This window comes from uncultured Faecalibaculum sp., from assembly GCF_910588395.1.
GTDB lineage: Bacteria > Bacillota_I > Bacilli_A > Erysipelotrichales > Erysipelotrichaceae > Faecalibaculum.
The window spans coordinates 1-5,795 of the sequence record NZ_CAJUPA010000067.1 but is presented as its reverse complement, the minus strand read 5'-3'; the positions used below and the strand labels follow the sequence as shown (position 1 = coordinate 5,795).

The 5,795-nt window shown below is 57.0% G+C and carries 5 protein-coding genes and 1 rRNA gene; 4 read left to right on the top strand and 2 right to left on the bottom strand.

The window, feature by feature from the left end:
- The first annotated feature begins 101 nt into the window (after positions 1–101).
- From rrf to QZ305_RS11455, 4 genes are all read left to right on the top strand, one after another.
- A 5S ribosomal RNA gene (gene rrf / locus QZ305_RS11470) occupies positions 102–208 on the top strand.
- A gap of 205 nt (positions 209–413) precedes the next feature.
- The gene (locus tag QZ305_RS11465; protein WP_294732115.1) at positions 414–1,808 is read left to right on the top strand and encodes an MATE family efflux transporter; all 1,395 of its coding nucleotides are present in this window, start codon (positions 414–416) and stop codon (positions 1,806–1,808) included.
- Between the two features lie 23 nt (positions 1,809–1,831).
- The gene (locus QZ305_RS11460; protein ID WP_294732114.1) at positions 1,832–2,566 is read left to right on the top strand and encodes a DeoR/GlpR family DNA-binding transcription regulator; all 735 of its coding nucleotides are present in this window, start codon (positions 1,832–1,834) and stop codon (positions 2,564–2,566) included.
- A 66-nt stretch (positions 2,567–2,632) separates the two neighbouring features.
- Complete coding sequence (locus tag QZ305_RS11455; protein ID WP_294732113.1) at positions 2,633–3,394, top strand: glucosamine-6-phosphate deaminase; 762 nt, start codon at positions 2,633–2,635, stop codon at positions 3,392–3,394.
- 159 nt (positions 3,395–3,553) lie between these two features.
- Here QZ305_RS11455 and tgt read toward each other — a convergent pair whose 3' ends face one another.
- Together tgt and QZ305_RS11445 are read right to left on the bottom strand one after the other, a co-directional pair.
- Positions 3,554–4,816: a tRNA guanosine(34) transglycosylase Tgt gene (tgt, locus tag QZ305_RS11450; protein WP_294732116.1), complete on the bottom strand. Its 1,263-nt coding sequence runs from the start codon at positions 4,814–4,816 to the stop codon at positions 3,554–3,556.
- Between the two features lie 5 nt (positions 4,817–4,821).
- Entirely contained in the window at positions 4,822–5,451 is a 630-nt protein-coding gene (locus QZ305_RS11445; RefSeq protein ID WP_294732112.1) for a queuosine precursor transporter, read from the bottom strand.
- Positions 5,452–5,795: the final 344 nt, after the last annotated feature.

Here is a 5,795-nt window from a genome sequence, read left to right as displayed (position 1 = left end):
TTGATCGAAAGAGAAGTAAGGCCCGCAGCTTTGCGGAAGACAGGAAACGGGAAGAAATATCGAGTATGGTTTTCAGAGATTGGTAAAGACACGATTCCGGATGTGGTCATCATGGCAGAGAGGAAATACCTGTACTCATCCCGAACACAGAAGTCAAGCTCTCTTGCGGTGACGATAGCCGAAAGGCAAAAATAACACATGGCCACTGAGAAAGCCGGTATCCGAAAGGGTATCGGTTTTTTTACTTTCAGAATACAGGCAGACAGCACACATCTAATCTCCGCCCCGGCCAGGGCCGCAGGCCCCATCGGCAGAGCAAACCGCACCCTGTCATGCTGCTGACCCGGTTCCTCCTTTCGGACTTCTGTAGAATGCACAGTATGTCAGGTATATGATGGGCGGGAAAGGAAGGGATGAGAATGGAAAACGGGGTGGTGAAACGGCAGGGCATGGATCTGACACAGGGAAATACAGCCTGGAGTCTGGTGATGTTCAGTCTGCCCATGATAGCCGGCAATTTTCTTCAGCAGCTTTACAATGTGGCGGATACGATCATACTCGGGCAGCTGGCGGGGTCGACGGCACTGGCGGCTGCCGGCAGCAGTTTCTCGCTGATGAATTTTGTGACGAGCATTTTTCTGGGGTTGTGTCTGGGGACAGGGGTGCAGCTTTCCATGGATCATGCCCGAAGGGACCCGGCGCGTCTGAAGACAGATCTGTGGCATTCGTTTGTGGTCACGGCTTTGCCGGCGCTTGCAATCTGGCTTGGGATGACGCTGTTCCGGGATACCATCCTGTTGCTTCTGCAGATTCCGGCGGAGGTTGTCCCGGATATGCGGGCGTATCTTGGCTGGATCACAGCGGGGATCCCGGCGGTGTATCTGTTCAATTTCTTCGGGGGTTTTTTCCGGGCTGTGGGTGATTCCCGCACGCCGGCGGTGTGGCTGATTGTCACGTGTATTCTGAACATTGTCCTGGATTTCTGGTGGATTTCTCTCTGGAAAACTGCCGGCGCGGCACTGGCGACGATGACGGCGCAGTGGATCAGCGCGGTGGGGATCACCGGGATGTTCTGGCACCGGTATTCCTCTCTGTGTGCAGGATTGCGGGATTTCCGCTGGGATGCACAGACTGCAAAACGGGTAACGTCCCTGGCACTGATGACATCTCTGCAGCAGTCTGTGATGAATTTCGGGATCCTGCTGGTGCAGGGAAAGGTGAATACCTTTGGTCCGCAGGTGATGGCAGGGTTCGCGGCTGGGGTCAAAATCGACAGCTTCGCATATATGCCGGCGCAGGAATTCGGAAATGCGGCGTCCACGTTCATTGCCCAGAATCATGGGGCGGGAAAAGCACAGCGGGTCAAGTCCGGTATCCGCACGGCGGTTGTCATCAGCTGCGGGTTCTGTCTGTGTGTATCTCTGCTGGTTCTGCTTTTCCGCCGGTGGTTGCTGGCATGTTTCATTCCCCAGGATCCGGGAGCGCTGGAGGTGGGAAGCCGGTATCTGGTGGTGGAAGGCAGTTTCTATTTTGCAATCGGGATCCTGTTTCTGCTGTACGGGTTTTTCCGGGCGTTTGGAAACACCGGGATCAGCCTGCTGCTGACGCTGGTTTCTCTGGGAACCCGGGTACTGCTTTCCTGGACGCTTCCGGATGCCGGATTCGGGCTGGAGGCCATCTGGTGGTCTGTCCCCATCGGCTGGCTGCTGGCAGATGCGCTTGGGATCTGGCTTCTCATCCGCCGGGAGCAGAGCAGGGCCAGGCGCAGCCGCATCAGCAGGAAACGCTGCAAAGCTGTCAGTGACTGACAGACTTCCATTATACTTTGTGTATGAACACGAACAAAAAAGCCTGCATGCGCCGGGATGCGATCCGGGATATGCTGCAGAAACAGGAAGTGGTGACGCTGCAGGAATTCTGCCAGGTTCTGCATGCGAGTGTCGCGACGATCCGCAGTGATCTGACTGTGCTGGAAAAACAGGGATGTCTGCGCCGGGTGCGGGGAGGTGCGGTGTCTACCGAGGGAACACCCCGCAATACGGTTTACGCCAGCCGGGTTCATCTCAATGAACGGGAAAAGGAACAGATCGCCAGACAGGCGGCCGAACTTCTGCAGGAGGACATGACTGTGGTGCTGGATGCCGGGACGACTTGTGCCAGACTGGCGCAGGAAATCCTGAACCGGGGGCTGCGGTGCACGGTGATCACTGCCAGCTGGACGGCGGCGGAGATCCTGAGCCGTTCCAGTGATGTGACGCTGCAGGTGACCGGGGGCCGGCTGGACCGGGAACACAACCGGCTCACCGGGGGTTTTCCTGCGGGTCTGCAGGCAGATCTGTATTTTCTTTCCCCGGATGGAATTGCCGGGGACCAGGCTACGGGGAGCGATCCGGAGGAATCTGCGAGAAAAGCGGCGACAGCAAGGGCCTGCGGGCAGGTGGTCTGTCTGGCGGATCCTTCGAAGATCAACCGCCGGGGGGTTCTGGAGATCTGTCAGCCGGATGTACTGGTGACTTGTGACGGGATCCGGTGGCTGGGAAACCGGCAGGCGGAGAATCAAAATTAGCGAAATCGCCAGAATTCCTTGCGTCTTCCCGGGTTTCGCGGTACGCTGAGCGCAGGAGGGAAGAAGATGAAACTCACGATTTGCAGGGATTACAGTGAAGTCAGTCAGGTGATGGCGCAGAGAGTGCTGTCGCTGCTGGAGAAAAAACCGGATCTGGTGTTCTGTCTGCCGGCGGGGAATTCTCCGATCGGGATGTACAGGGAGCTGGTGAAGGCGTATGAGGCGGGAAAGGCGGATTTTTCCCGGATGCGCACGTTTGATATGGATGAATACGCGGGGCTGGGTCCTCAGGATCCGGAAAGTTTCATTCATTTCATGCATGAACATTTTCTGGATCATGTGAACATCGATCCGGCCAATGTGCGCTATCCCGATGCCCTGGCGCAGGATCTGGAAGCGGAGCTTGGGCAGTATGCAGAGGAAATTGCAGAGGCGGGGCTGGATATCGCGATCACCGGGATTGGCGATGACGGTCATATTGCCTTCAATGAACCGGGCCCTGTGCTGTATCCCCGGACGCACAAAGTGAAGCTGGATGAAGCCACCAGGCGGCAGAATGCACCGGCGTTTGGCGGTGACTGGCAGAAGGTGCCGGAATATGCGATCACCACGGGAATGGAAGAGCACATGAAAACCAGTCATTATTTTGTGGTCTGCTCCGGTGTCCGGAAAGCCGGGCTTCTGAAACGGTTTTTTGAGGAAGAAGCGCTGGATCCGATGTTTCCGGTGTCCTGGCTGCGGATGCATCCGAATGTGGAGTTCATTGTGGATGAAGAAGCGGCTTCCCTGATTCCGGAGGTCTGGAAAGCAAAAGCCCGGCGGCCATAGTCCGGGGATATACAGAAAAAACAGGCAGCGGGTCCGGTGCAGCAACCGGATATCCGCTGCCTGCTGGCGTTATCAGTGTGTGGTTTGTTCCTGACCTGCGGGGTTTTTCAGGATCCGCTGTCTGCAGGAGGACGGCTGCTGCCGGAAAGGGCTGACAGGTCAGGCATCCCGGTGGCTGTTCCGGTGATAATACCGGTCCAGGAACTGTTCTTTGAATGATTCGAAGGTTCCGTCCAGAATCGCCTGCCGGGCCTGTTCCATCAGCCGCAGAATAAAGCGCAGGTTGTGGACGGATGCCAGATGAAAGTACTGGTAGAGCTTTTCCTTGTCGTTTTTCGACTTCCACAGCGCCCGCAGCTGTCCCCGGGTCCACCCGGCTTTGCAGGTGGGACAGTCGCATTCGTTGTCAATGAGACGGTCGGAATCTTTCCAGGGTCCAAGATTCACCGGTCCGTCCAGGGAATACACCCGGCCATGCCGGGCTTCCCGGGTGGGCGCCACACAGTCAAAAGTATCTGCTCCCATGGAGATCCCGATGAGGATATCATCGGGATGGGACAGGCCCAGGAGGTGCCGGGGTTTGTTCTCCGGGAGTTCTTCGTTGCACCAGCGCAGGATTTCCCCCAGGTCGCTTTTCAGAAACGCACCCCCCAGTCCATAGCCGTCAAAGTCCATGACCCCGAGTTTCCGGGCAGTGGACCGCCGCAGGTCCTCCCAGCGGCCGCCCTGCAGCACGCCGTACAGCGACTGGCGGTATCCCAGATCATCCCGGTGTTCCTTGTGGACATCCAGACTGGTCTGTGCCCAGCGTTCAGTGCGCTCCAGGGCCTGGACATTGTAGTCATAGTCATCTGCCAGCGAGGTGAGCTCATCGAATGCCATGTGGATGTCAGCGCCGATCCGGCACTGGATCTCCATGGATTGCCGCGGCCCGATGAAATCCTCCCGTTCAAGGACCGGATCCCAGAACCGGATGCCTTCCTCCGTGACATGCGCCAGCCGCTGGCGGTGCGGGGTATTGGCGAGATTGTCCTGATTTTCCATTGCCACAACCTTGCCCATGCCCGAACCCAGAGACATGACCTGGAATCCGCCGGAGTCCGTCAGTGTGGGCCCATTCCAGCCGGACCACGCCGCAAGCCCGCCCCGGGAGGCGATATCCGGCGAGGCATTCCGCAGGTGATAGCCATTGGAGAGCATGGCCTGGGCTCCCAGTGCCCGGAGTTCTTCCATGGACACAAAAGGGACTTCTCCCCGGGTTCCCACACACATGAAAGCCGGCGTGCGGATATCGCCGTGGGGCGTGTGAATGATCCCCGCACGGCCCAGCCCCGGCAGCCGTTTTTCGATTTCAAAGGAAAATGCAGGGAGTTCCTGCGCGGGTGTTTCTCCGGCAGTCACCGGATTGTCAGTTGTATTCAGTGGTTTCACAGGGATTTCCTCAGCTTTCTTTCAATCACAGCCTCCAGAGGCGACAGAATCAGTTCCAGTCCCATCCCCAGAACATAGGCGAACACCGCCTGCTGCAGGAATTCCTGGAATGGCAGCACGCCAAGAAATGCCACGGTTTCAAACACACCGGAATCCACGATATGCGCCAGGGCCGAAGATCCCAGGGCCCGGGCAATGAAACTCCGGGAGAACGCCGAATCCGAGTGTTTCATCCGGATGAACAGCCAGTTGTTCAGCAGATTGGAGCTGAGGTAACCCGCCAGGGACCCGAAAATGATCCGCGGAGAGAACCCGAGCACAGCCGCATAGGCCTCCTGCATGTCCCACCCCGGGTACGCAGGCAGCGCAATCACGGCATAGAACACGAAGACGGCAATGAGGTTGATCAGAAAACCGGCATAGATCACGGTTCTGGAAAGCTTCTTTCCGAAGAGCTCCACAGTGAGGTCACTGAGTATGTAAGTCAGAGGAAACAGAACGATTCCGCCATCCACGGCGATTCCCCCCAGGTCCCAGAGCTTGATCGCCGAGAGATTGGAAATAAGCAGTGCGCCGGCTGACAGCGCAGCGAAGTATATCAGCAGTTTGACTCGTTTTTCAGACATGCATCCATTATACAGTTTCCGCGGGGATACAGGAAAAGAGGAGACAGTCCATGGGTGTCTGCCGATGTGGATGGCCTTGCCATCCCTGGCCGGGGCGGATACAGGGAAAGGGGGAAAGGGTGCGACATGAGAGAGGTGTGGATTGCAGATGATTGGCGGGAGCCTGTATCGAATGTGTGAGGTCTGTATTCAATTGTCGGAGGCTTCAGGAAAAAAAGGAAAGAGTTGCACGAAATGCTGCGACTTGCACTTATCGGTGATGCAGCAAAGAAAGATGCAAAAAAGAACAAAAAAGTGGTTGCATTCTCCTGTGGCTGTGGTATTATAAGTGAGCCGCAAGTCAG